Genomic DNA, 23,758 nt, shown 5'->3' with positions numbered 1-23,758 from the left:
ACAAAAGTCAGGGCTGCAATTCCGATAACAAGGGGACAAACACGCCGGATATTTTGTCGGCCAGCCCCTGTATCGGCGCTTTAGACCCTTGCGCCTCTTCCACGAGGCGAATGATTTGTGACAGGGCTGTGTCCTTGCCGACCCTCGTCGCTTTCACGTGGATCGAACCGTGTGTGTTGACGGTTGCCCCGACGACGCGGTCGCCCACCTGTTTGGGAACCGGCAGACTCTCTCCCGTCAGCATCGACTCGTCAACCGACGTATAGCCTTTCACCACGACCCCGTCCACCGGAATTTTCTCACCTGACTTCACCAGCAGCACATCGCCCGTTTGGACCTTCTCCACTGGAATGTCAACCGTTTCGCCGTGTTGTACGAGGTGTGCCGTTTGAGGTTGAAGCTCCATCAATTTTTTGATCGCTTCCGTCGTCCTCCCCTTGGCGCGAGTTTCCAACATTTTTCCGAGTATGATAAGCGTTATAATAATGACTGACGTCTCATAGTAGAATCCTTCTGTCTTCCCTAAAATCAACAACCCTGTACTGTACAAGTACGCGGCCAACGTCCCCATGGCAACCAGCACGTCCATATTCGCACTTCCGCCGCGCAAAGCGTTGTACGCGCCGCGCATAAAGCGCCAGCCGATCGAGAACTGAACGAGTGTAGCCAAGGCAAACTGCGCGATCGGCGGAATCGCAAGGGACGCGTTGCCAGTGAAATCGCCTGTCATCTGTATGAGAAACGGCACGGATACAATGGCTCCGACCCAAAACGCTGTCCGCTGGCGCCTGTATCGAATCTCCCGCTCTTCTTTCTCTTTCTCAGCTGTCGCCTCGTCTGACGGGGCCGCGGCGTAACCTGCCTTTTCGATAGCCGCGATAAGATCTGCTGAAGTCGCTCTCCCTTCAATGTAGGTCACGGACGCTTTCTCATTCGCCAGATTGACATGGGCTTGCACAACCCCGTCAACGCGGTTCAATGCCTTTTCTACTCGGTTGACGCAGGCGGCGCACGTCATCCCTGTAACGGCAAGATTCACTTTGGTTTCGTTTGTTGTCCGGGTTGCTCCCTCATCTGTTGACATGGAAGCTCCTACCCTCCTGCTTCATATACGTATTGGGGGTATACGTAAATTGTAAAATGGCTCCAACTGAACATTCAACTAGAAAACCTAAATAAATCCTTTACTATCAAGGTTTGTGAAATTGACTTCCCTGTGTCTCGTTGCTAAAATAGCAGCATACCCTGTATCAAGCGGAGGGACGCTGCATGCGTGACAAATCGGTCGTACAACCGCACAAAACAGAGTTATTCAACCGCTTAAAACGCATTGAAGGCCAAGTGAGAGGAATTCAACGGATGATCGAAGAAGATCGTTACTGCATCGACATACTGTTTCAAGTAGCCGCCGTCAAGTCGGCGATGAACCAAGTGGCCTTGAAGTTAATGGAAGATCACACGCGGCACTGTGTCAGTAAAGCGATTAAAAATAACAATGAAGATGACGCGATCGATGAATTAATGGACGTCGTGAAACGGCTGACAAAGTGACCGCACTACTCTTCCGGCAGTATGTTCAGTACGTTCTGCTCAATGAGCGAATCGTTCATCTGTCCGATGACGATTTTGCTAACCGTTCCGTCCGGTTTGACAAAGATGGAGGACGGCAACGGCCCGATATGGTACAGGTCCGTCGTCACATGTTTATCCGGATCGAGTAAAATGGGAAAACTAAGGTCAAATCCGCGAACAAACCCTTTGACCGAAAGCTTTGATTCCCCTACATTCACCGCCAACACTTCAAAGCCGTGTTCTTTGAACTTCTCGTAACGGCGCTCGATAGCAGGCATCTCTGCCTTACACGGTTCACACCACGATGCCCAGAAGTTGATGAGTACGCCTTGCCCGCGGTAATCCGACAGCGCGACATCTTCCCCTTCCAGCGTCTGCAGAGTAAAGTCAGGCGCCTTATCCCCTTCTTCCAACACCTCTGACTGGTCGCTCAAAACCGTCTGATATATGGCAAAGCCGAGCAGCATCGTGAATAAGGTCAATACGCTGACGCGTATCCAGTACCTTCTCTTTTTTTTATGCATCCCATCAGCACCTGTCCTTCATTTGGGGTTAAACTGAACAATACGCCTTAAGATAAGGATAGACCACTTCGAAGGGAAATGTGTGAACATCTCCCGACAAAACGGGTCACTTAAGAAGTATACTACAGGTGTCAGCGATGGACAAACAACTGTGAAAGCTGAGGATTCCCAACGTTCGATGTCTCCCTAGTCTGTGTATATACCCTATACAGGTATATACTATATACGACTGATCTCCGGCTGTCAATACACCCGACACCCTGCTCCGTTCTAATGTCCGACGTTGTCCCATATATTGATTACAAAAGACGCGAAAGGACGACTTCTGTGACGAACCGGACCATATGGTTGTACGCGCTACTGTTTCTCGCCTTTTTTGATTTGCACGCCCAACATCCGATCCTGCCGCATTACGCTTACAGCTTGGGTGCGTCGGCTGCACTGCTCGGGTTTATATTAGCCGGTTACTCTGCCGCGAACATGGCAGGGAACATCATGGCCGGACCACTCATCGACCGCTTCGGGAGCAAAGTATTCATCGTTTTAAGTTTGTGTTTAGCGGGTATCTTCCTACTGTTTCAAGGAACGGTATCCAGTGCTTCGCAACTGTTCTACCTCAGACTCATGACGGGGTTTGTCATTGCGTTTCTTTCACCGGCTTGTTTCGCCTTTCTTGGAAAACAGGGAACCGGCTTGGAAGAACAGGGACGCATCATGGCCAAAAACGGCATGATGATTACCCTCGCTTCCATCGTGTCACCGGTCATCGGGGGCTGGTTGGCCGACCAATTGGGTTTCGATCGCACATTTGTCCTGTTCGGCTTAATTTTAATGTTCGGGGGGTGACCGGGTGGATTGCGATAACAGAGGATCGGCAATCCCCTTCTGCCGCCCCCAAACAAGTCGCCCACGGAAAATCTGTCCTCGCCATCTCGTCGGACACGATGTTGCTCCCAGCTTTTTTAACGGCGATGACGACGTCCCTCGGACAGGGAATTTTAATGTACGAGGTTCCCTATGTCATGGCCCAATCAGGAGAGAGTTCAACCACTACCGGCTTCTTGCTGACCGTCATGGGATTCGGGTCACTCATCACGTTGAGTCAGGGATGGCTGAACCGCTTTTCCCCTTATACCCGATGCTTCGTCGCTCTGTTGACCATAGCGATTCTGTTTTACATCCTCTCATTACAGCTGGCAGTACCGCTGGCTCTGCTGTTATTCGTGAAAGGAGCCGCGCACGGCATGCTCTTTCCGGCCAAAACGACCATCTTGACCGCCGCCGCTTCCCCCCACGATTACGGAAAAGTGTTTGGCGTCCACGCGGCACTCCTCTCCAGCGGGCACGTCGCAGGGCCGATGATTGCCGGCACGCTGCGCACATACATCTCACCTTTTTTCGCCGCCTTTCTGTTTACGATGGCCATGATTGCGCTGTTTATATCACTCACTGCCAAATCGCGCATTGCACCTATCGCGTGGAAAGGCTAAAACGTCACAGAAGAAAAAGCCGGGAAAAGGATGTCCCGGCTAGTAGAAAAGCACAGCTCAATAGTACTGCATCGGATCGACAGGCGTGTTCCACTTCAGCACTTCAAAGTGAAGGTGGGGGCCTGTTGAACGCCCTTCATTTCCGACACTGGCTATTTGTTGTCCTTTTTTGACGTGTTGCCCTACTTTGACTGTAATCGAACTGAATGTCATATGGGCGTATTTCGTGGATATGCCATTCCCGTGGTAAATCACCACGATGTTCCCGTACCCACTGGAGGGGCGTGCTTCAATCACCTTTCCATCTGCAGCCGCCAATATCGGCGTACCTATAGGCGCTGCAATGTCTATACCGTTGTGAGGTCTTCCCCAGCGCATCCCAAAAAATGAGTTCGCCTTGTACCCTGGAACCGGCCATGCGAATCCGGAAGAAGACGACTGGGGAGCGCTAGACGATGTCGACGAGACTCTAGCTCGAGGGGATGCGCTTTGGCTACTGCCTGACTTCCCCTCCCGTTTTTTCTGTCCTTCCTTTTGTTGCCTTTGTTTTTTCTCTTCTTGTTGCTTGCGCTGCGCCTCCTGTCGCTGCCACTCTTCCTTTTCCGCTTCTGCTTGTGCCAGTTGTCCAATCAGGTCGTTGACGGCCTTCTCCTCTTCCTCACTTATAGTCTCCAAATGTCCGGCTTCCCTCTGTAAGGCAGCCAATTTCGTTTGGTGTTCCTTTTCCTGCTGCGCCAGTATCCGGCGCTTCTCATTCGCCTTTTCCTTGAGGTCGTCCAGTGTTGCCAGCTGCTCCTCCATCTTTTTCTTGTGCGATGCGATGATTTCCCGATCGCGGCGGTTCTCCTCCAGCAATTCTTTATCACGTTCCGATACTGAGCGTACCGCCTCGAAACGCGACAAAAAGTCCTGGAAGCTCGTCGCCTGGAAGAGCACCTCCAGATAGGACACTTTCCCGTTTTCGTAAAGCAGCCGCACCCGTTCCCGGAGGAGCTTGTCCCGTTCAGCTACGCGCTTCTCCGCTTCTTTCAGCTCTTCTTCCGTCTGATCTAATTCCCTCTCCGTGTCAGCAATTTGACGGTTTAACGACTCAATTTCCGACTTCGTTTGTTCCAAGTCCGCTTCCAGTTGAGAAAGTGTGCGCCGTTCTTCCTCTTGCTTTGCTTTATTATCTTGCAGCTTTTGGTCAATCTCTTTTTGTTTGCGCTCGCTTTGGTTAATTTTCTCTTCAATCTCTGAAATTTTTTTGTCTATCTCGCCGTTGGCGTATGTACTGTACGGCGCTGTCAAAGACAGAGCCAGCGCCCCGCTGACGACAACCGAGACGATCTTCTTCGACCTCACTGTCACTCCTCCATTCCCCGATTCCCCGTTGTCTAAATTTAATCATGACACGTTAACCGCCAAACTTCAACAGTATTCACGCCTTTTCGCTATTCGTATTCATTATCGACTGGAGCGATTAAACTTAAAAAGAATGATTACCTCGTTCGTGGTTACACTACTTATGAGATTGATTAGAAAGGGAGGGTAACTATGCGCCATCCGATTGTGATCTTGACCTTTTCGTTCTTCCTGTTCGCTTTCATCGGCTGTCAGACAGAGAACAAGCCGCCTGCCAATGAAGCGGCACCTCCGCCGGAAGTGAGCCAAGAGAGACCGCAGGCGGTGAAGCAAACGGCCCCCGAACAGCGAGAGCGACTGTCCGCACAAGAAAAGTCGGACCGCCTGGCGAAGCTCGCCACGGACGTTCCGAACGTGAAGGGAGCGACTGCCGTCGTGGCAGGACCTTACGCCGTTGTCGGCATCGACGTTGACCCGACGTTGGACCGCAGTCGTGTCGGGACGTTGAAATACACCGTCGCTCAAGCGTTAAAAGATGATCCACACGGCGCTAACGCCATCGTGACAGCAGACACCGATCTCGTGCAACGCATTCGCGAGGTGAACGAAGATTTGAGGCAAGGTCGGCCGATCCAAGGAATTGTAGAAGAACTGGCCGATATCGCCGGACGCATCAGCCCGCAACCTTCGCGGGAAGTGGAGCGGGAAGAACAGCCTCCGACCCAAACGGAACAACAACGGCAAAACCAGACGCCAACTCCGAAGCAGCCCCGCCAAGATCGGCCGTCACAACACTAGACACGGTGCTTGACTTCGGTCGGGTCGTCTTTTATCTTTATGCTAATGCTTCATTGAGATAGGGGCCATACTATGCGCGTTCAATGTATTTTGTGTGATGCCGTCTACGAGTTAGACGACACTTCCCTCGAAGCGAAAAGATTGCGTAACAAACCATTACAGACGTACATGTGTCCCACGTGTCACGAGCGCATAACAGCTAAAACGAAACGGCGCCGGGGACACGCACCTGAACACAAACGTGCGCCTGGACAGAGTCACTGATTGTATCTCGGCTCTGACTCAATGTCCCGCAACAACTGCTCCACCACTTCGCGGGGGTATCGCCTCGTTTCCGTTTCGCCGTTTAACGTGTAGCGGACGGTATACGTCGTATCGTCCGCTTCCGCTTCTACATCTTGCAAATGGTGATCTTCCACTAACATCTCATAAAAAAAGTCGGCCGTTTTTTTGGCGGCCCGGTCGTCAGGCCGCGCTTTCGACGCCACGTGTATTTGCAGCCAGTTAAACAGAGCGTTCTCCATCCGCATCCTTACTTCCCTCCTCACCTGTTTACTCCGAGCGCTGACGGTCAGAAATGATCATGCGCAAACGCGCCACCGCCACGATGACGAGGGTGATCGCCAAGGCAGGGATCACCGGAAAGCGAAAAATGTGCATGATCGTAAAAATGTAACACCCCACGGCTAACACGACATAAGCGGCGACAGCCTTCAAGACGGGCAACCGCTTGACAAAAGCGACTCTAAAAATGATGGCGGTCATCACAAAAATGGCGATGTACGCCGTCCAAAAATTGTCAAACACTTCGTACACGATGTCCAACGTGGGCTACCCCCTGAAACTATAATGGCAATATTCGGCGAACGGGCACGCTGGGCAGTCCGGGTTTCGCTTGCGGCAAAACTGCTTGCCGAACTCTACGATGTAAGCGTGCAGCAGTTGTAAATCGTGCGTTTTCAACCCCGCCGCAAGAACCTCCCGCCGTATGGCGTCATATGTCCTTTTCTTCTCACCCGTCACCCTGTTGACAAACCGGCGCGAGTACTGATCCCCGATGAACGTCTTGCGGTCCAACACGTACAGCAACAAAGTGTCGGCTGTTTCTTCACCGATTCCTTTCATGCCCAACAACTCACGGCGTATGCGCCCAGTCTTTAAGCTCTCCACTCCTTCGACGCCACCGTGTCGCACCCACCACGCGGCCAATCGTTTTAACGTCTCTGCCTTTCGACTGTAAAAACCGGCAGGCCGAATGACTTGGGCCAACCGGTCAACCTCCACTTCCGACATGTAAACAATGCTGGTGAGGCCGTGCTCCCGCAAGCGATTTAACGCCAACGACGCATTGTGCCACGTCGTATTTTGCACGAGGACGCATCCCCAGCTTCTCTCGTACGGATCGTCGATTCCCCACCAGCGACTGACGGACAAGGCGGGGAACAGATGGGCCAGTACGTCATAGACACGTTGCCAGTTCATGGCGACAGACGTTGAACTTTGACCCCGGCTTTCTCCTCAACCGGGCGGATCACGGCGGCCACGTCTTGCTTTCCGTAGCCGGCTCTCTGCGCATTGTGCACCATTTCTTCCGCCAGCCGACCGAGGTCGAGGGGGCTGTTCAGTTCACCGGCCCATTGGGATGCTAACTTCATGTCTTTCAAAAGTAAGTCGATACTGAACCTTTGGGCAAAATCGCGATCTTGAATCAAGTCGATCGTCCGGTCGATCATGTAGCTGTGTCCCGTGGAATTCCGAATGACGTCCGTCACGAGCTGCGGGTCCAAGCCGGCTTTTACCGCCAACACGAAAGCTTCCGAGAGGGCCGCCGTATGAACCCCGACGAGCAGCTGGTTCACCAGCTTGACCCCACTGCCGCTGCCCACATCACCGACGTGGACGACGTTTTTTCCGAAAGCGTCGAAGACAGGCTTCGCCCGCGTGAAGTGATCTTTCTCTCCGCCCACCATCACCGTCAGCGTACCCGCTTCAGCCCCCATCGGGCCACCGCTGATCGGCGCATCGAGGAAACCGGCACCTTTTTCCGCCAGAGATTCGGCCACTTTCTTGTTCAACGCCGGGCTGACAGTGCTGTGATCCGCCACAATGAGACCTTCCCGCGCCCCGTGAACAATGCCCTGTTCACCAAAAACGACATCCTCCACCGTCTCCGGCAAAGGTAAACACATCATCAGGACATCAACGGTCTGGGCCAACTCGCAGGGACTGCTTGCTTCTTTCGCGCCCCATGCCAAAGCCTTTTCAACGGGGCCGCGGCTGCGGCTCTTCACATGCACGTCGTAACCTTTTTCAATTAGATGACGGGTCATGGGCAACCCCATCGTACCCAAACCGATAAATCCGACAGCTCTTAAACCCATCGCACGAAACCCCTTTTCATGAAAAAAGTGTACCCTACAGTACAGGATACACTTTCTGACCGGCACAGAAAAGATTGAAGACTGATTTTGTCAGCGTTATATCACTTCCAATTGCAGCATTTCACGCCGCAATTCGGCTAGACGGGCTTTACATTGGTCGACGCGGTGAGTGTTTTTCTCCTGGATCGCCTCATACAGCTCTGCTAACTCGTAGTCAATCTCCATTTTCAACACAGGTATTCGCTTCTCAGAATCCTTTGATTTAAACGCCTTGATCACGTCTTCCACGGTCACGCTGCACCTCTTTCCAATCGTCATCTTTCGCTGTCCGTTGCGAAAGATTGTTTTAATTACAGCATGCCCTCATCCTGATCCAATTAAACCCAATGAATGGACTTACATGGCAGAATTTATTAAAATGATGAAGGTTTCGTCCATATAGCGTACTCCGGCCACGCACAAACGGTCACGGCTATGACCCGTTTGCGAGAAGTAAGATTGGTGACAGCGTGGTATATTAAAAGAAAAGATTGGAGGGATCACCGTGTTTACCGACAAAGACTTTGACGTGTTTACCATCGAAGGCCTGGATGCGCGCATGCGCGCTATACGCGAGCGCCTTCAACCTAAGCTAGCGAAAATCGGGGAAGAAACATCCTCTTTTTTGACAGCTTCATGCAGTGATACGTTTTTCCCCCACGTGGCCAAACACGCCCGCCGTACCGTTAACCCGCCCGACAGCACTTGGGTGGCTTGGTCAACGAGCAAGCGCGGCTACAAGTCTCTCCCCCACTTTCAGGTCGGTCTGTGGGAAACACACGCGTTCATCTGGTTCGCGCTCATTTACGAGTGCGAAAAAAAGCCGACCTTCGCTCGGCAGATGAAAGCACAGCTCGACGAAATATGGCCGAATTTGCCGAAGGACTTCGTTGTCTCGCCCGACCACACGCAACCGGAGGTCTCGTCGCTTTCCCAATTGGGGAAGGAAGGTGTCATCAACTTGTTGGACCGCTTGGAAAACGTAAAAAAAGCGGAGTTTCTGTGCGGGGTCACGTTAAATCGGAACGACAATCGCCTTCGTAACCGTGATGAATTGCTCGAGCTCATCGGCAACACATTCACTGTCGTAAAGCCACTATACCACTTGTCGTTTGAATGACACCTTCATTGCCAGGGGGAGCATTTGGACACGCGGTAGGTCAACCCAATAAACATTAATTTCGACAACGGCAAGGCCATATCGTTTTCCGCATTATAAACAAAAAAATCAACACCATTGGAAGGGTGTCTTAACAAAGTTTTAGCATTTGGATCCAACCGGCTTCATCGTCGACCATTAAAATTTTTTCCATATTCGCTCCTTCATGCAGGTTGACTGTCGTTTACCTAAACGTTACCGTCAGTATAACGGATGATATAAATACATGGCAACTATTTCCGACGAACATGTACATCCGTACGATTGAGTATGAAAAAGCTGTTCCCTAAAGTCGGTCGTTAAGACTTTAAGGAACAGCCCTTTTATCACGTCATATACATCATTCGGTTTAACGGAACGTGGCCAGCAGCTCTCTCTTTTCTGCAAGTGGGATATTCAAATCCAGCTTAGCCGCCGCAATGTCAGATGCCCCCAACATTTCTTCATTAAAGACAGGGCGCGGATTTTTGTAAATGGTGCCGTACACCATTCCCGCTTTTTCGTGCATGATGTGTAAAGCTTTTTCACGGTCTGTCGGGTCGTAACTTTCCTCTTCATCCAAATTGATCAGATTGTCTTTAAACCACTCGTACGTGTTCACTTTGTTAAAAGTCACACACGGGCTGAACGTGTTGACGAGGGCAAACCCTTTGTGGGTAATGGCGTCTTGGAAAATTTTTGTCATATGTTTTACGTCGCCGGAAAAGGCTTGCGCCACATAGCTGATGCCGTTGGCAATAGCCGTCTCGACGGCGCGGACAGGCTCTTCCGTTGAACCTTGCGGCGACGTCTTCGTCTTGAACCCTTTTTTACTCGTCGGAGACATTTGACCTGTCGTCAAACCGTAAATGTGGTTGTCCATGACAATGTAGGTTAAGTCAATGTTGCGTCTGATACTGTGGATGAGGTGTCCCATCCCGATGCCGTAACCGTCCCCGTCCCCGCCGGCGGCAATGACGGTCAAGTCTTGGTTGCCGAGTTTTACCCCCTGGGCTGACGGAAGGGAGCGGCCGTGCAGGGTGTGAAACCCGTAAGACCCGAAATGCTGGACGAGTTTACCTGAGCAGCCGATCCCGGTGATGAGCGCCACGTTCTCCGGTTCCAGGCCGTTATTGGCGCACGCCTTCTGTAAGGCAGACAGTACGGCAAAATCCCCGCATCCCGGACACCACGTCGGCTTTTCTTTCACGCGAAAGTCCTTCACCGTCGCCATTAAACTGTCACCCCTTTAAACTGTTCACAATGATCCAAAATCTCCTTGACCGTAAAAGGATCACCGTCATATTTCAAACAGTTTGAGATTTTGTCGTGAAACCCGACTCGCTGCTTGAGTAGATCTGCGAATTGGCCGGTTGCGTTATTTTCCACGACGACGATGTGGCCCGCTCCCTGCAACACGCGCTTCACTGCTTCGTCCGGGAACGGCTTCACGACTTTCACTGTCAACCGACCCACTTTGAGCCCTTCCCTTTCGAGGATCGCTTGCGCTTCTTTCATTTGCGAAACAGTCGATCCGAACCCGGCCAGGGTGATGTCCGTCTCTTCCGGGCCGTCATACTCATAAGCCCGCTCTCCGAAGTCGAAGTCCTTTAATTTTTTCATCCGTTTGTCCATCATCCGTTTGCGCGTTTCCGGGTCTTCGATTTCAACGGGACTGCCTTCACTGTGTTCGTTGGAGAGGGCGGTAAACATCCCGTTTTTCTGGCCGGGAATTGTACGCGGTGAAATACCCGACTCAGTGATTTTATACCGCTGATAAGCCCTTTCCTCCAGTGCGGCCAACTGTTCATCGGTGAGGATGTTCCCGCGGTCAATTTCAATGTGTTCCAAATCGATGTCATCGACGCTTAAGGACTGCTTGGACATGCCTAAAAAGAGATCAGAGGCCACAATGACGGGACATTGGTATTTCTCTGCCAGATTAAACGCCTGAATGGTAAAGTCAAAACACTCTTCCACTGTCGACGGCGTGAGCACGATGCGCGGAATTTCGCCGTGGGACCCGTACATCAGTTCATTCAGATCCGACTGTTCCGTCTTCGTCGGCAATCCCGTTCCCGGACCGCCCCGCATGACGTCGACGATGACGAGGGGGGTTTCGGAAATACCGGCCAGTCCGATCGCTTCCTGCATGAGGGACAACCCGGGACCGGAAGTAGACGTCATCGCCCGCGTGCCGGCGTAATTCGCCCCAATGGCCATGATGCAGGCGGCAATTTCGTCTTCAGCCTGTACAATTTTCCCCCCGTATTTCGGCCAGTGGGCCAGTGCCCAGTACAAGATCTCCGTCGCCGGTGTGATCGGGTAAGCCGCAAGAAAACGGCAGCCGGCAAACAGTGCCCCCATGCTGATCGCCTCGTTGCCGGACAAGAACACGTGGCCTCCGCCGTCTTTTTCCAGGGTGGCTTCCGGGACCGACTTCAGCACGCCGAACTGTTTCATCGCGTAGTCGTAACCGGCTTTGATCGCCGACTTATTGCTTTCGACAATTTTTTCACCTTTCTTGCCGAACCGGTCTTGGATAAGGGTGTCAAAAATGTCCGGTTTCAGTCCGACGACAGCAGCTGACACCCCGCAAGCCACCATGTTCTTCATGATCGCACTCCCGACTTCTTTCGCCATGTCGGTCACCGGTACGGGACACAGCGACACGCCCGGTTTATCTTCCGGTATGGACGGAGACTTGATCCTGCTGGAGTCGTAGATGAGGACAGCGTTTTCATTTAATTCGTGCCAGTTGTAGTCAATCGTCTTTTGGTCAAAGGCGATGAGCACATCCAGACCATCCCCGTGGTACCCCACTTTGTCGGAGGCGACTCGCACTTTAAAGTTTGTATGTCCGCCTTTAATCAACGACATGAAGTGCCGGTAGGCAAAAATGTAATGCCCGCGGCGGTTTAACGTCATGGCAAATATTTCACCCGTGCTGTCGATGCCTTCTCCCTGTGCTCCTCCGACTTTCCACGTCAATTCCCTCGTCATTTGACATCACCTCGCCTTTATCGTTTTGTGAAACTTCAATCCCTTCAGAGTCGAGCTAATTAAACTAATTTCAAGTTTATCATATCAGTTTCCGCGCCAAAAGAAAACTGTTCCTTTCGATTATTTTCATTGTTATACTCTACAACCCCGTAATTTTCCTATTCAATATCGCCTTTGCTCCCACTGTAACAATATTAATCAAAAACTGATATATAACAAATGGAGATTAAGAAAACCGTCCCGCAAGCGGGACGGCTCTGCTCAATCTTCTTCTGCCGCCGTGTTTTCTGTTGCATCGCATTGGTGACAAGCTGCGTACAATTTGGAAACTTTCTCGTGCTCGACGTATTCGATCACGAGGCCGCAATACTGGCAGATGATAATGCCCACGTACTCCCCTCCCCGTTTTGTGAGCCGTTAATATATTGCGTTACATTAAAGTTTAATGTGTTATACTTTATTTGTCAATGTGTCATTCTGTATGCGCAAATCTGCCCAAGCGACTAACTTTTTCATCAACTCCTCTTTTCCAAAGTCTTGAAGGAGTTCGTGGTATCCGTCCTCGACCCAGATGAGGTGCTTGTCATCGACTGGCACACGATCGTACCAGCGCCGTGTCGCCGCCGGATCGACCACCCGGTCCTCACCCCCTTGCAAGATTAACACGGGTGAGCAAAACCGGTCGACGTCTTCGTGGACGAGGGTTAACGCTTTCTGCAGTTCCCAGTACCACTGGACACTCACTTTCTTTACGACGAGGGGATCGGTTTGGTACTGTCTGCGCACGTCAGGATTGCGGCAGAGGGCGCCACTGTCAATACCGCTCTTAAACCTGAGGGTCGGCCACACGTACTCCAGCACTCTGGCCAACCGCTTTTTCCAACCGGGTACTGCAAGTGTCAGCCCGAAACACGGGGAAGACAAAATCACTCCGTTCCACCTGTCTCCCTTCTGTTGCTCTATCAAGCGCGCGGTAACCAGTCCGCCTAAGCTGTGCCCAAAAATAAAACGCGGCACACTCGGACACTGTTTGCCGAGCCTCTCCGCCCACGTCTGAACCGTGTCCACGTACTCCTGAAAGTTTTCGATGTGGCCGCGTCGCCCTTTGGCACGACCGTACCCCGGCAAATCCCCCATCCCGACGTAATAGCCGGCTCGGGCGAAGGTGTGCGCCAGTTCTAAATGTCGACTGTAGTGTTCACCCGCACCGTGCACAATGAGTAAGCTCGCCTTTAGAGTTGAAGACACCGGGACCTCACGCCAATCGTTCACCCCACGACACCCCCGCTAAAAAAAATTGAAAGTCGAGAAAGTGAAACACTGTGCGTGCTTCTCTCCCGACGTCGCCTCTGTCACCACGAGACGTGCCCTACAACCGCTTACGGTTACACCCCCATGCTTCCATTCCAACCAGTTGGTGTTCCGCCACATTTCTGTCATCACCTCAAGGGGTTGTACTTACCGAAAAAATGAGGCACGACACAAATCGATGGAATGTTCCTGCAAGCTAAGTTGTTGTAACGTTTCCTACATCTATGATGCTCGATGCGAACGCTGACTTCAAGGTCATGACTTGAAGCGCGTGGAAGGCCTTTCCCCCCTGGTGCCGCCGGCCATGCGTCTCCGGATGAACGTTCCTCCCAAGAGAAGCAGCGGCAACACGAGGCCGAAAGTGGCGGCGCAGAACGGCCAAATGTAAACGACAACCTCGTAAAAGTAAGCGTACGTTTTAAAGGCGTTGGTGGATAAAAAGAAAACGATGAGCGCAAGCGGGATGACCAGCGGACGGTGAGACCTCAAGCTCAAAGAACGGGCCAGTGCGTGAACCCCCGCATAAAAACAGATGGTGGTTTTGAAGAAAATGCTGACAAACCAGAGCACCGCTAATCCGGCTTCCACGCGCTGAATAAATTCCGCTACATTAATCTTTTTTACTACGTAATAGGTCGGAAATACTAGCAGTTCCGTTATCGTGGCAGACAGGGAGAGGATGGTAACCAACACTGCCAGGGACAGCCAAAAACTAGAAAGGGCAGTCCCGATGAGAAATCCCTTTTTCCCATCCGCCGTTTTCTTGACGTGTGGATAGAGCATCAGGAATACGACAAGCTCGAGAAACGGGACACCAATAAACGTGAGGCTCCCCAGCAGAACCGGTTTGATGCCGCCAGCGAGGACGGGCTGGATGTTTTCAATGGAAGCGTGGGGCAGAATAAGGGTGACTGTTAAAATGTAAATAACCGTCACCAGTATAAAAAAGATTTCTGCCGCCCTCCCCAGGGTCTTCAGCTCCAAAAAGACGCCCAGCACTACGACCCACAGCATCAGGGCGTGAATGACCCCAATCGGCGTTTCCGGCATCATCTCAATCGTGATAAAAACCCCGATATTTTCGAGGACGAGGGCGGACAACACCAAGGCAAAACTAGCAAACAAGAGCGACACCGTCTTTCCGATCCACTTGCCGAAAACGCGTTCACTGTACTCGGCCAGATTCAAATCAGGGTAGCGGCTGCCGAGGGCGTTGTACAAGCAGACGAGGAGCAGCCCGCAGGCGGTTGCCACGATAGCTGCGAGCCAGGCGTCTTGTTTGGCTCTTTCAGCGAGTAGCGAAGGAATAATCAAAATCGAACTCCCCGTTGTAAAGTGAAACGCTAACGACGCAAACTGTAATGTGTTGATTTCCCTTTCGTTTTGCATCCACTTGCCCTTCCTTTACTGAAAGTGGAAAAAAAAGTCGCTGAGCGGTTTGTACGCTACGTAAATCCAATCTAGCGGACTTTTGATTCTCAACCCTAAAAAATGCAAGATATTTAAGACGGTGCCCAAGAGCAGCAAGGCCACAAAAACGACAATCTCTCGTTTCAGCCCCTGTTTGCGTAACAGTGGTATTTCTCTCGCCGCTACGAGTGCTGCAAAGAGAAGCATCCCGACTACAGCAGCCAAAAGCGCCTCACCACTCCTTCATCAGTTGATCAATCGATTCCGTCATCGATCCCTGGTGTAACACTTCGATATGAACCTTGATATCCACAGGCATGTCTGCGAAAACGTCAACCCAATCGTTTTTCAATGCCTGCCAAGCTTGCGGGTCCGAGCGAGACAGCGCCCTGCCGAATCCGAAAATATCGGCTCGCAAATCTTTTTGCGCTCTTGTGAGCGACCTTTCTAAAGTTGTGCGAATGGTTGCCTCCAACCGCTTTTCCAAAGACTTTATCGTCTGCTTGTTCGCCAATTGGACTGCGCACTCCACATCCCCAATAATCCCTTTGGCGCGAATGTCGACCTGTCCCCGCGGCTGGCCGTTTTTAACTTCGGTACGGATCTGGGAGTCGACGTGTAAAATTTCGATTGCCATTTTGCCCCCGTCAGGGCAGCGGATGCCTGTCACCGTACCCTCCACATTGTCTTGAAAGTAGTTGTACCCCTTGCTCTCTTCCTCACTGAGCCACCCGATCATCTGGTCGCCGCGGAAGGCGACCATGTCAGCCAGCCTCACATTGGCGTTGTTCCCTATCGTCTGAATATTTTCCGGCTTTTGTGCCATCTCGAGGTCGCCCGCCACTTCCACGGCCGTTAACACCGTCTCTTTCCCTGGCGTGATAATGTCATCAATCAGTTCGTCGATCGTAATCTTGCCGGTCGCGGCCCAAAACTGCTCCGACATTTCCAGCGAGTCGTACATTTTGACGGCCGGTATCGGCATGATCGGGGTCATGACCCTCAACACGTCCTTCGCAGAGGTTCCCTTCGCCACGAGCAAGTAAAAGTCTGTTCTGAATTCGCTCTCCCGGAGGAGGAAGTCTAAAGTGTCCTTGATCCCGCGCCTCGCCACATCTTCTCCGAAGACGACGACGCGGACGTAGGCAAAGTACACTTTGCGCGGGACCAGTTTGGTCATGCGGCGAAAAGCTTCAAACAGTGTCTCCCCTTGCGTATGATAGGTAGAAACCGAGGCTTGGTCCTCTCCTCCGCTCCCGCCGGTATTGGACGGCGATATTGCACTGGGGTTTACGATTTCAGCCGATACGACGTACTTACCCTCTTCATTCAAGTCGATCCCGAGGGCAAACGCAATAGAAAGGTCGCTCAGCTCGCGCTGACTCCAGCAACCAGGAAGCAACAGACAGCTGACGACAGCCACCAACGCTATGTAGAAACTTCTTTTCATCCGTCTCCAATCTCCTTCCCTCGCCCATTCCATAACATGTCCTCCTCGTCGTCTAGGTATGCACGGAAAGGGAATAAAACGGATGCAAACGGCGAACAATCCTAGTAACGGTCGAAAGGGTTGTGATCCACACCGTGCGTAAATCGTCTAAACTGAAACCGTCTTTGCACGAAAACGTGAAAATGTTGAGATCCCGTTTGGGAAACAGCGCAGACCTGGTCGTGAGGGAGCTCCCCCTCGGTGGAAAAGAGGGAGTGATGTGTGCCCTCCTCTATCTGGACGGCCTCGCAGACAAAGACTCCCTCTTTCGCCTCATGGAATCCCTCTTGTCACACACTGGGGAGCGAAAATGGGAGCCCCACCTTGATGTCATAGAAGAGCTCATCATCACCGTCGGAGACAAACGGTACGAATCGGAACTGGAACACGTGGTACAAGCGATCGTCAGTGGAGATACGGCGCTACTCGTCGACGGTTCCGAAGAAGCGCTGATTGCGGATACGAAGGGGTGGGAACAGCGCCAGGTGTCAGAGCCCATGACCCAGACGGTCATCCGCGGCCCACATGAAGGGTTTAACGAAGACATCCAGACGAACATCTCCCTCGTCAGGCGTCGGGTCAAAAACGCCAACCTGTGGGTGGAGCGCAAGAGAATCGGCCGCATTACGCGCACAACCATCGCTGTCATGTACATTAACGGCATCGTGAACGAAAAGGTACTGAAAGAAGTTAAGAACCGACTGAATAAAATTGACATCGACAGCATTTTGGAGAGCAACTACATCGAAGAGTTTATCCAGGACAGTCGGTCGTACGTATTCCCGACCGTCAACAACTCGGAGCGGCCCGACGTTGTCGCTGCCGCCGTACTGGAAGGGAGGGTGGCGATATTAATCGACGGGACGCCTCACGTTTTAATCGTTCCCGCCGGGTTGACCGAGTTTCTCCAGTCCCCTGAAGACTACTACCACCATTCGGACTACGGTTTGCTCCGGTTATTGCGCTACCTCTCGGTGTTCATCTCCGTGCTGGCCCCGGCCTTTTACATCGGGATTCTGACGTTCCACCAGGAAATGATGCCGCCGGTTCTGCTGGTCACTATCGCCGGTCAGCGCGAAGGGGTACCGTTTCCCACTCTCGTGGAAGCGTTCATCATGGAAACCGTGTTCGAACTGCTACGGGAAGCGAGTGTGCGCATGCCCCGCGCTGTCGGCACGGCCATCTCCATCGTCGGCGCCCTCGTCCTCGGCGAAGCGGCGGTGCAGGCAGGCCTCGTCTCGGCTGCCATGGTCATCGTCGTCGCCATTACGGCCATTGCCGGGTTTATTTTTCCCAGTTTTGAAATCGGGATCTCCTTTCGCATGTTGCGCTTCGGTTTTATGTTTCTGGCAGGGCTTCTGGGCTTTTTCGGAATTACGATCGGAATCATCGCCCTCGTTCTGCACATGTGCCGCCTTCAGTCTTTTGGCGTACCTTACATGGCGCCGATCGCACCGTTTAACTTACGCGACCAGAAGGACACCATCGTCCGCGTGCCGTGGTGGCAAATGTACACGCGACCCGCTATCATGCAGCTCCGAAACGTCAAGCGACAACCTGATCAAGCATCGAAACGAAATGTCAATCCTAAAGACCAAAGAGAGGAAGAATAGCGCGATGGTACACCACATAAGCTGTTTAAGAACAGGCGCGAACAGGATGATAACCGCATGATCGGCAACTGGTTGTTGTGGTTGTCGAGCGCGTTCGTCGGAGCGCTGCTCGCCCTCGTCGTCATCGGCTTACTGGGAATGGCCTCTTTCCGGAAGCTGGTCCAGTGGCTCCTCGCCCGCTTCATGAAACGCCTCATGTCCGATTTTTACGCCGTCAACATATGGGAGATGGTGACGGCGCTCACACGGACCGACCCGATCACGACCATTGAAAACAGCTTGCGCGCCCAGTCGGGAGCTGTCATCGAACGTCCTTTTGGCAGTCCGCGAAAAACTCTTCATTTCGATGGGCTCGTATTCTCGCCGGCGCAGTTGGCCACATTTCCCCGCGACGAAGAGGAAGAGGTCGACATCTCCATCACCATCGGTCCGAAAGCGAAAAAACCGCTGACCTTAGACATACCGATCATGGCCGGAGGGATGGGTTTCGGCGTCGCTGTCAGCGAAAAGGTGAAAATCGCTATCGCTCAAGGCACGGCGGCCGTCGGCACGTGTACGAATACAGGGGAAGGGCCGTTGTTGCCCGAAGAGCGGGAGAACGCCAAATATGTGATCGTCCAGTACAGCTCCGGACACTGGTCACGCGACCTGGAGGTGCTCAAACAGGCCGACGCCGTCGAAATTCACATCGGCCAAGGTGCGACGGTGGGCACAGCCAGTATGATTCCGAAAGAGTTTATAGAAGGGCGGGCGAGCCAGATGATGGGGGTCGAAGACGAAGAAGTGGTCATCATACCTGCCCGTCACGCGGAAATTGAACGCCAGCAGGACTTGGCCCTCCTCGTCGACAAATTGCGGCGCATCACGGGCGGTGTCCCCATCGGGGTGAAAATATGCGCCAGCGCACAGCTAGAAGCTGACCTGGAAGTGGCGGTGAAGGCCAAGGTCGATTTTATCAGTTTGGACGGCAGCCAGGCGGGAACTAAAGGTGGAGCTCCCATTTTAGAAGACGATTTCGGGTTGCCGACCGTGTTCGCCCTGTCCCGGGCTGTCCATTATTTGAAAAAGCGCGGAGTGAAAGAGCGCATCACCTTGTTGTCAGGCGGCGGATACTCCCAACCTGGGCAGTGCTTGAAGGCACTGGCCCTCGGGGCAGACGGGATTTACATGGGAACGGCACTGCTGTGGGCGATGACTCACGAACAAGTGACAAAGTCCATTCCGTGGGAACCGCCGACTCAAATTACTTATTACTCAGGTTCGCAAAAAGAGCAATTTGACGAGAAAGAAGCCGCCAAACATTTGGAACGCTTCCTCGTCTCCTACTCTGAAGAGATGAAATTAGCCATTCGCGCACTGGGGAAAACGTCTTTGGAAGAGGTCGGTCCAAAGGACCTTGTGGCGTTGGATGAATGGACGAGTAAAGTGACCCAGGTTCCGCTCGTCATCAAGCCGAACCGGGCGCCAGAACAGCCGTAACGAGGGGGAGGGGGTCGTATGCACGAACAGGTCGCGCGCATCCAACAGTGGAAAGCGCAACACCGCTGGACGATGACTCAAAAGTGGGAGCACCTCTTTTTTCTTCACTGGATGGTCCCACGCGACGTCGTACGTCCCCTCGTGCCAGAACCGTTGGAGGTTGACACGTTTGGCGGTAAGGCGTGGATCGGAATTATTCTGTTTAAAATGCACCACTTTAAACTGAGGTACATCCCGATGCCGTACCCTTTTTCCTTTTCGGAAATCAATCTGCGCACTTACGTAAGAGCAAACGGATACCCGGCCATTTTTTTTGTGACACTGGACGCTGCCGACCCGTGGGTGGTACACGTGGCGAAACGCTGGTATCGTCTCCCCTACTACCAGGCGGACATCCACTTTAAACACGAGGGAGACACCTTTCAGTTTCACAGCCGCAGGAGAAAACGGGAACCTGTCGAAAGGTTTCGCGGCGAGTTCACTACCGTTTCCAGCGGCTTTCCTCCTTCCCAGGGCACCGTCGAACACTGGTTGACGGAACGGTACACGTTTTTCAGCCAGCCTTCCGGGCATCGCCACATCTACCGGGGAGACATTTATCACGAACCGTGGACGTTGCAAACAGCGCGGGGCCGGATTGACGTCAATACGATGTTGCAATCGTACGACATCGCTTTACCTCGCAGCCCTGATTCCGTGCATTACGCCAAAGGGGTGGAAGCGATCATTGGCCCGCTCAGGACGTTCACGTAAAGCCAAAAACGTCTGGAACACGTCCGGACGTTTACCCGTTTTCGAGTGACTTTCCCGTCAAGTGTAAGTAAACGCCTTCCAGCGTCGGCTCGACCACTCTGACGGACTCGGCCACGAGTCCATTGTCCTGCCAGTCCGAAAAGATACGGGACAAGAGTTCCTTCGGCTTTGTCGTCCAGAGGCGCAATTCCCTCTTTTCCTCGTCGACGGTGTGCACTGTGGCCGTCTCTTCGACCAGTTTCACCCACGCGTGTAGTGGACGACAGCGAATGACGATCTGGGACTGCCCCCCCAGTAGACTGCGCAGTTCTTCCACCGTCCCTTCGACGAGGATCTTTCCCTCATCCATGATCGCCACACGAGTCGCGATGTGTTGGATCTCGTGGACTTTATCAGTGGCGTACACTACCGCCTGCCCGTCTCGCTGCAACTTTTGCACGATTTGGAGGAACGCCTCTCTCTCCCTCTCGGTCATGGGCTCTGTCGGCTGGTCCAGCAACAGCACTTTCGGTTTATGCAAAAGCGCAGCCGCGAGGTGAACCCGTTTTCGGTCCAGCGCGCCTAGGGCGGCTACAACCTCCTCCTTCCTCTTTTGATAGTGGACGTAGCGCAACACACGATCTATGTCAGATTCTAATCGGTGGGTCGATCTCTCGCTCAACCGTCCCCAGTACTGCAGATTGTTCTCCACTGTCATCATCGGGAACAACGCCAGTCTCCGGGACAGGACGCCGATATGTCGTTGCGCCCGGCGGATGTTGTCGTGTACGCGGCAGTCGTCCACTTTCACCCATCCGCGGTCTGGAGTGCGCATGCCAGACAGCAGCTGTATGAATTCTGTTTTGCCTGACTTTGCGTCTCCGAGAATCCCGTAAATCTCACCTGCACCGACAGACAAATTGACATCGACAAACTGTATGTGATCAGCCACCCGGGCTGTCAATTGCTTAACTTGCAACACTGTCAAAGTGAAAACTCCCCCTTTTTCCCCATCCTACCACTCCTTTTTCCGTACGTCTAGCCGTTGTAAAACCCTTTTCATCGTGCTAATATGGCGTTAGAGAAAATGGGGGAGTGAACACCGTTGCCGCAGAGTGCCTACATTAAATTAGTCGAAGGTTCAACGCAAAAAGAGATTACGCTCGAAGAAGTCAAACAGAAATTCGAACGGTACATCGAACAGACGGGGTATACAGGGAGCCAATTGAACTGGAGTTACACCGATGCCGCTTTTCCTTACACGATTGAAGAACCCCCGGAAGGGCGAGGGAAGTGGTTTTACTTAAAGAGTAAAGACCCCAACCGGTATAAAGGCCTCATTGTCGGCATCGGGAGGGAGCCGGCTGCAACGGGTGACGACACCACGCACGGTGCGTCGCCAAGTGGAGAGAACAGTGAAATCCACTACATTCAAATCGTCTTGCCAGACGACGCCGAACACGGCGACAAATCTAAAGGAAATGAGTTCAGCAAGTATTTGGCCAAGCAGTTTCAAGCGGAACTCCATTTGTTTAACGGTCGAGTGATGTACTTTTATCCGATAAAATAAGGCCATTGTACACTATACATCATACATCTCCGCACGACTGGGCCCATTTGTTGAGATGGGCGTGAATGGTGTCGCGCACGACTCGCCTTTCTGTCCGAAACGGTACTCCGTCCCTGAAAGTGACCGGCCGGTCGGCGATGAGCAAGCGCTTTTTCTTGCTGGCAAACAGCGGGACGAAACGAAGGTGCCGCCCGGTCTCTCGGTCGTAGTATTTCTCCAAATAGAGAAAGCCGTCGTACATCGCTTTTGTGTCGGCGGCGTTGTCGCGGTAGTCAATATCTGGAAAAATGATGATACTCTCTCCTCTGCACAACGCTGCGACACTGAGGTCTAACGTGTGCTGGATTTTTCGGGAACCTCTGAACACCGGGATACTCCTTCCGGAGTTCAAAAGTTTTGAAACGACGTGCGACAGCGGCCAAGCCCACATTTTGGCCCACGATTTATGCCAGCCGAACCTTCGCGTGAAGGTGTACTCGACGTAGTGTCGATAACACGTTGTTTGATCGAGGAAAACGTGCAGAACCCATGCATGGAGGCTGTACGGGAACCACAGCAACGTGACAAAAGGGCCAAAGAGATTTTGGTGGTGGGAAACGTACACAAAAGGCCCCTCTCCCTCAATGTCGTCTGGAATGTGAACCGTGTAGCGCGGGAAAACGGTCCTGGCCAATCGTGATCGCCCAGATGGACCGACTTGGCCGATCCGAATAGGAGCTGTTTCAAAATCTTGAGAGAGTCCCGTACCGCCCTATAGTGGGATTCGCTGTTACCGTTGAAATACAGTGTTTGTATCGGAACTTCAACGATTTCTACATTTGTCCTGATGGCGTGAATTAACATGTTCATTTCGTATTCGTACCGCTCGCCTTTCAGTTTGAGCATCCACGGCAGTTCCTTGATGGAAATGCCCCTCAACCCTGTCTGTGTGTCCTTTAATTTCTGACCGGACAGGAGCTGGAATATGGAACGGGTCATTCTGTTTCCGATGTAGCTCTTCACCGGCACGTGAGGTTCACTGAAATCCCTCACTCCCAGGACAATGCCGTCGTGAGTTGTCAAAGCCTCGGTGACTTTTCCGACATCTTCTGCCGCGTGCTGTCCGTCAGCGTCTGCCGTAATGACACCTAATACGTCATCGAACTGTTCCAAACAGTAGGCGAAGCCCGTTTTGAGCGCCCTTCCTTTCCCCTTGTTCGTTTGGTGCGTCAACACGGTACAACCGTTATAGCTGCTTATTTCCTTAAATACGTCCCCACATGCCGCCCTGCTGCCGTCATTGACCACCACAATGCGGGCAGTCCCTTTACCCTGTAAAGTTTTGACGTAATCGATCAAGTGAATGGGAGGGTTCAAAGCCAGTATGATGACGGCGCACTGTTCCGCATGCATACGTCATTGCTCCTTCTCCCTACAGGACGAGTAGCGGCCCACGTTACGCACTTATAACCAATTTTGCCAAAAACTTTTCCTATTCTCACTCTGTCTGTCTCATCCACTTGACCACCTCGAACGTGTCGGGGTCGAGTTCTACGGTCACCGTCTGCTGAACGTTGGGACCGACTCGACCGACAGCCCGGATGCGGAGGGGATCGCGGCGAACCACTTCTACTGCTGCCTCGCCGGTTTGAAGCGTGACGGTCAGGGGATCGACATCTCCTTGATCCCGGAGGATGGAGCGCATGTATTCAATCCCGCTCTCTGCTGCGTACTGGGCCTGTATCATGGCAGTATCGTCGTGCACTGTCTGGTGGTGCTGCACCACTCTCTCCAACTGGAACGTGACCCAAGCGAACAAGAGGGTTGTCAACAGGATGACGGAAAGGTAGGCGACTCCCCGCTCTTCTCGCGCAAACCCCCACATG

Annotated in this window: 29 protein-coding genes; 10 read left to right on the top strand and 19 right to left on the bottom strand. The window is 52.6% G+C overall.

Annotated features, from left to right (window positions below; translation table 11 throughout):
• Nucleotides 1–7: 7 nt before the first annotated feature.
• Nucleotides 8–1,084 carry a heavy metal translocating P-type ATPase gene (locus tag B0W44_RS19315; protein WP_472462584.1) on the bottom strand — a complete coding sequence of 359 codons (1,077 nt, stop codon included), beginning with the start codon at nucleotides 1,082–1,084 and terminating at the stop codon, nucleotides 8–10.
• Nucleotides 1,085–1,269: 185 nt separating this feature from the next.
• Here B0W44_RS19315 and B0W44_RS06550 point away from each other — a divergent pair, with 185 nt between their 5' ends.
• On the top strand, nucleotides 1,270–1,551 hold the full coding sequence (locus B0W44_RS06550) for a metal-sensitive transcriptional regulator (RefSeq protein WP_077719358.1): 282 nt from the start codon (nucleotides 1,270–1,272) through the stop codon (nucleotides 1,549–1,551).
• A gap of 5 nt (nucleotides 1,552–1,556) precedes the next feature.
• On the opposite strand, the gene resA is transcribed toward B0W44_RS06550, so the two are convergent.
• Entirely contained in the window at nucleotides 1,557–2,096 is a 540-nt protein-coding gene (gene resA, locus B0W44_RS06545; RefSeq protein ID WP_077719357.1) for a thiol-disulfide oxidoreductase ResA, read from the bottom strand.
• 327 nt (nucleotides 2,097–2,423) lie between these two features.
• Between resA and B0W44_RS06540 the strand changes: the two genes are divergently transcribed.
• Nucleotides 2,424–2,942, top strand: a complete 519-nt coding sequence (locus B0W44_RS06540; protein ID WP_169835451.1) for an MFS transporter — start codon at nucleotides 2,424–2,426, stop codon at nucleotides 2,940–2,942.
• Nucleotides 2,939–3,586, top strand: coding sequence for an MFS transporter (locus tag B0W44_RS06535; RefSeq protein WP_077719355.1), 648 nt, complete (start codon nucleotides 2,939–2,941; stop codon nucleotides 3,584–3,586). Before B0W44_RS06540 ends, B0W44_RS06535 begins: the two co-directional genes overlap by 4 nt.
• A gap of 57 nt (nucleotides 3,587–3,643) precedes the next feature.
• On the opposite strand, the gene B0W44_RS06530 is transcribed toward B0W44_RS06535, so the two are convergent.
• Nucleotides 3,644–4,930, bottom strand: coding sequence for a murein hydrolase activator EnvC family protein (locus B0W44_RS06530; RefSeq protein ID WP_077719354.1), 1,287 nt, complete (start codon nucleotides 4,928–4,930; stop codon nucleotides 3,644–3,646).
• Nucleotides 4,931–5,122: 192 nt separating this feature from the next.
• On the opposite strand from B0W44_RS06530, the gene B0W44_RS06525 reads away from it, so the two are divergent.
• Both B0W44_RS06525 and B0W44_RS06520 read left to right on the top strand, forming a co-directional pair.
• Nucleotides 5,123–5,728, top strand: coding sequence for a YhcN/YlaJ family sporulation lipoprotein (locus tag B0W44_RS06525; protein WP_077719353.1), 606 nt, complete (start codon nucleotides 5,123–5,125; stop codon nucleotides 5,726–5,728).
• Between the two features lie 72 nt (nucleotides 5,729–5,800).
• Nucleotides 5,801–5,992 (top strand): YlaI family protein, encoded by a 192-nt coding sequence (locus tag B0W44_RS06520; RefSeq protein WP_077719352.1) that lies wholly within the window; start codon nucleotides 5,801–5,803, stop codon nucleotides 5,990–5,992.
• On the opposite strand, the gene B0W44_RS06515 is transcribed toward B0W44_RS06520, so the two are convergent.
• The 5 genes from B0W44_RS06515 to B0W44_RS06495 form a co-directional block, all read right to left on the bottom strand.
• Nucleotides 5,986–6,258, bottom strand: coding sequence for a hypothetical protein (locus B0W44_RS06515; protein WP_077719351.1), 273 nt, complete (start codon nucleotides 6,256–6,258; stop codon nucleotides 5,986–5,988). The two genes, B0W44_RS06520 and B0W44_RS06515, sit on opposite strands and share 7 nt — an antisense overlap.
• A 22-nt stretch (nucleotides 6,259–6,280) precedes the next feature.
• Nucleotides 6,281–6,544 carry a YlaH-like family protein gene (locus B0W44_RS06510; protein ID WP_228441646.1) on the bottom strand — a complete coding sequence of 88 codons (264 nt, stop codon included), beginning with the start codon at nucleotides 6,542–6,544 and terminating at the stop codon, nucleotides 6,281–6,283.
• A 15-nt stretch (nucleotides 6,545–6,559) separates the two neighbouring features.
• Entirely contained in the window at nucleotides 6,560–7,210 is a 651-nt protein-coding gene (locus B0W44_RS06505; protein ID WP_077719349.1) for an endonuclease III domain-containing protein, read from the bottom strand.
• Nucleotides 7,207–8,109: an NAD(P)-dependent oxidoreductase gene (locus B0W44_RS06500; RefSeq protein WP_077719348.1), complete on the bottom strand. Its 903-nt coding sequence runs from the start codon at nucleotides 8,107–8,109 to the stop codon at nucleotides 7,207–7,209. Before B0W44_RS06500 ends, B0W44_RS06505 begins: the two co-directional genes overlap by 4 nt.
• A 96-nt stretch (nucleotides 8,110–8,205) precedes the next feature.
• Entirely contained in the window at nucleotides 8,206–8,403 is a 198-nt protein-coding gene (locus B0W44_RS06495; protein ID WP_228441576.1) for a hypothetical protein, read from the bottom strand.
• Nucleotides 8,404–8,653: 250 nt separating this feature from the next.
• On the opposite strand from B0W44_RS06495, the gene B0W44_RS06490 reads away from it, so the two are divergent.
• Nucleotides 8,654–9,268 (top strand): YktB family protein, encoded by a 615-nt coding sequence (locus B0W44_RS06490; RefSeq protein ID WP_335582659.1) that lies wholly within the window; start codon nucleotides 8,654–8,656, stop codon nucleotides 9,266–9,268.
• 388 nt (nucleotides 9,269–9,656) lie between these two features.
• On the opposite strand, the gene B0W44_RS06485 is transcribed toward B0W44_RS06490, so the two are convergent.
• The 7 genes from B0W44_RS06485 to B0W44_RS06455 all read right to left on the bottom strand — a co-directional run bounded on the left by B0W44_RS06485 (nucleotide 9,657) and on the right by B0W44_RS06455 (nucleotide 16,493).
• A complete protein-coding gene (locus B0W44_RS06485) occupies nucleotides 9,657–10,520 on the bottom strand; it encodes a 2-oxoacid:ferredoxin oxidoreductase subunit beta (protein WP_077719345.1) in 864 nt (287 codons plus the stop codon).
• A complete protein-coding gene (locus tag B0W44_RS06480; protein ID WP_077719344.1) occupies nucleotides 10,520–12,289 on the bottom strand; it encodes a 2-oxoacid:acceptor oxidoreductase subunit alpha in 1,770 nt (589 codons plus the stop codon). The genes B0W44_RS06485 and B0W44_RS06480 overlap by 1 nt, the downstream gene beginning before the upstream one ends.
• A gap of 261 nt (nucleotides 12,290–12,550) precedes the next feature.
• Complete coding sequence (locus tag B0W44_RS06475) at nucleotides 12,551–12,679, bottom strand: GapA-binding peptide SR1P (protein ID WP_077719343.1); 129 nt, start codon at nucleotides 12,677–12,679, stop codon at nucleotides 12,551–12,553.
• Between the two features lie 60 nt (nucleotides 12,680–12,739).
• On the bottom strand, nucleotides 12,740–13,561 hold the full coding sequence (locus tag B0W44_RS06470; RefSeq protein ID WP_077719342.1) for an alpha/beta hydrolase: 822 nt from the start codon (nucleotides 13,559–13,561) through the stop codon (nucleotides 12,740–12,742).
• A 294-nt stretch (nucleotides 13,562–13,855) separates the two neighbouring features.
• On the bottom strand, nucleotides 13,856–14,989 hold the full coding sequence (locus B0W44_RS06465) for a GerAB/ArcD/ProY family transporter (RefSeq protein WP_077719341.1): 1,134 nt from the start codon (nucleotides 14,987–14,989) through the stop codon (nucleotides 13,856–13,858).
• A 15-nt stretch (nucleotides 14,990–15,004) separates the two neighbouring features.
• A complete protein-coding gene (locus B0W44_RS06460) occupies nucleotides 15,005–15,235 on the bottom strand; it encodes a hypothetical protein (RefSeq protein ID WP_077719340.1) in 231 nt (76 codons plus the stop codon).
• A 7-nt stretch (nucleotides 15,236–15,242) separates the two neighbouring features.
• Nucleotides 15,243–16,493, bottom strand: coding sequence for a Ger(x)C family spore germination protein (locus B0W44_RS06455; RefSeq protein WP_077719339.1), 1,251 nt, complete (start codon nucleotides 16,491–16,493; stop codon nucleotides 15,243–15,245).
• A 149-nt stretch (nucleotides 16,494–16,642) separates the two neighbouring features.
• Here B0W44_RS06455 and B0W44_RS06450 point away from each other — a divergent pair, with 149 nt between their 5' ends.
• From B0W44_RS06450 to B0W44_RS06440, 3 genes are read left to right on the top strand one after another with little or no spacing between them, the layout of a single operon-like run.
• Nucleotides 16,643–18,112, top strand: coding sequence for a spore germination protein (locus B0W44_RS06450; protein WP_228441645.1), 1,470 nt, complete (start codon nucleotides 16,643–16,645; stop codon nucleotides 18,110–18,112).
• Between the two features lie 57 nt (nucleotides 18,113–18,169).
• The gene (locus tag B0W44_RS06445) at nucleotides 18,170–19,591 is read left to right on the top strand and encodes an FMN-binding glutamate synthase family protein (RefSeq protein WP_077719337.1); all 1,422 of its coding nucleotides are present in this window, start codon (nucleotides 18,170–18,172) and stop codon (nucleotides 19,589–19,591) included.
• Between the two features lie 18 nt (nucleotides 19,592–19,609).
• Nucleotides 19,610–20,344: a YqjF family protein gene (locus tag B0W44_RS06440; protein WP_077719336.1), complete on the top strand. Its 735-nt coding sequence runs from the start codon at nucleotides 19,610–19,612 to the stop codon at nucleotides 20,342–20,344.
• Nucleotides 20,345–20,375: 31 nt separating this feature from the next.
• Here the strand turns inward: B0W44_RS06440 and B0W44_RS06435 are convergent, their stop codons facing one another.
• Nucleotides 20,376–21,305: an ATP-binding cassette domain-containing protein gene (locus B0W44_RS06435; protein ID WP_228441644.1), complete on the bottom strand. Its 930-nt coding sequence runs from the start codon at nucleotides 21,303–21,305 to the stop codon at nucleotides 20,376–20,378.
• Between the two features lie 123 nt (nucleotides 21,306–21,428).
• On the opposite strand from B0W44_RS06435, the gene B0W44_RS06430 reads away from it, so the two are divergent.
• Nucleotides 21,429–21,893: a DUF1885 family protein gene (locus tag B0W44_RS06430; RefSeq protein WP_077719334.1), complete on the top strand. Its 465-nt coding sequence runs from the start codon at nucleotides 21,429–21,431 to the stop codon at nucleotides 21,891–21,893.
• A gap of 19 nt (nucleotides 21,894–21,912) precedes the next feature.
• On the opposite strand, the gene B0W44_RS18480 is transcribed toward B0W44_RS06430, so the two are convergent.
• From B0W44_RS18480 to B0W44_RS06415, 3 genes are all read right to left on the bottom strand, one after another.
• Nucleotides 21,913–22,260: a hypothetical protein gene (locus B0W44_RS18480; protein WP_228441574.1), complete on the bottom strand. Its 348-nt coding sequence runs from the start codon at nucleotides 22,258–22,260 to the stop codon at nucleotides 21,913–21,915.
• Between the two features lie 20 nt (nucleotides 22,261–22,280).
• On the bottom strand, nucleotides 22,281–23,285 hold the full coding sequence (locus B0W44_RS18475) for a glycosyltransferase family 2 protein (protein ID WP_077719332.1): 1,005 nt from the start codon (nucleotides 23,283–23,285) through the stop codon (nucleotides 22,281–22,283).
• 85 nt (nucleotides 23,286–23,370) lie between these two features.
• Complete coding sequence (locus B0W44_RS06415) at nucleotides 23,371–23,757, bottom strand: hypothetical protein (RefSeq protein ID WP_077719331.1); 387 nt, start codon at nucleotides 23,755–23,757, stop codon at nucleotides 23,371–23,373.
• Nucleotide 23,758 lies beyond the last annotated feature (1 nt).

The organism is Novibacillus thermophilus (assembly GCF_002005165.1).
Taxonomy (GTDB): domain Bacteria; phylum Bacillota; class Bacilli; order Thermoactinomycetales; family Novibacillaceae; genus Novibacillus; species Novibacillus thermophilus.
The sequence above is the reverse complement of the archived record's forward strand: the minus strand, read 5'-3'. Positions and strand labels throughout refer to the sequence as shown.